The 429-nt window shown below is 66.4% G+C and carries 1 protein-coding gene; it reads right to left on the bottom strand.

From position 1 onward, the window contains the following. Positions 1 to 429 (bottom strand): transposase (locus tag AC5RWT_RS38025; protein WP_494084711.1); only part of this gene is annotated, 429 nt, incomplete at both ends.

The raw sequence follows: 429 nt of genomic DNA, 5'->3' as shown, positions 1-429 counted from the left end.
GGGCAGCCGACTCCGGTTGGAGCCCATAGCTGGTCCCGTCACGAAGCATGGCCCAGAGGACGTTGAGCCGGCGGCGGGCCAGCGAGAGAACGGACTGAATGTGGGTCTTGCCTTCGGCGCGTTTGCGGTCGTAGTAGGTCCGGGAGGCCTTCGAGCTTCTAAGGCTGGACATGGCGGCCATGTAGCAGGCCCGCAACAGTCTGCGGTCGTAGCGTCTGGGGCGGTGGTGGTTGCCTCTGATTCTTCCGGAGTCCTTGGAAGCCGGGGCGAGTCCCGCAACCCCGGCGAGCCGGTCGACACTCTCGAAGACGCTCAGGTCGCCACCGGTGGCGCCGAGGAATTCGGCGCCGAGGACGGGACCGAAGCCGGGCATGCTGAGCATGATTTCGGCGTGGTGGTGGTCGCGGAAGCGCTCGGCTATGAGCGTGT

The organism is Arthrobacter sp. Dra40 (assembly GCF_059091905.1).
Note: the sequence above shows the minus strand (reverse complement) of the source record. Positions and strands in the feature narration are given on the sequence as shown.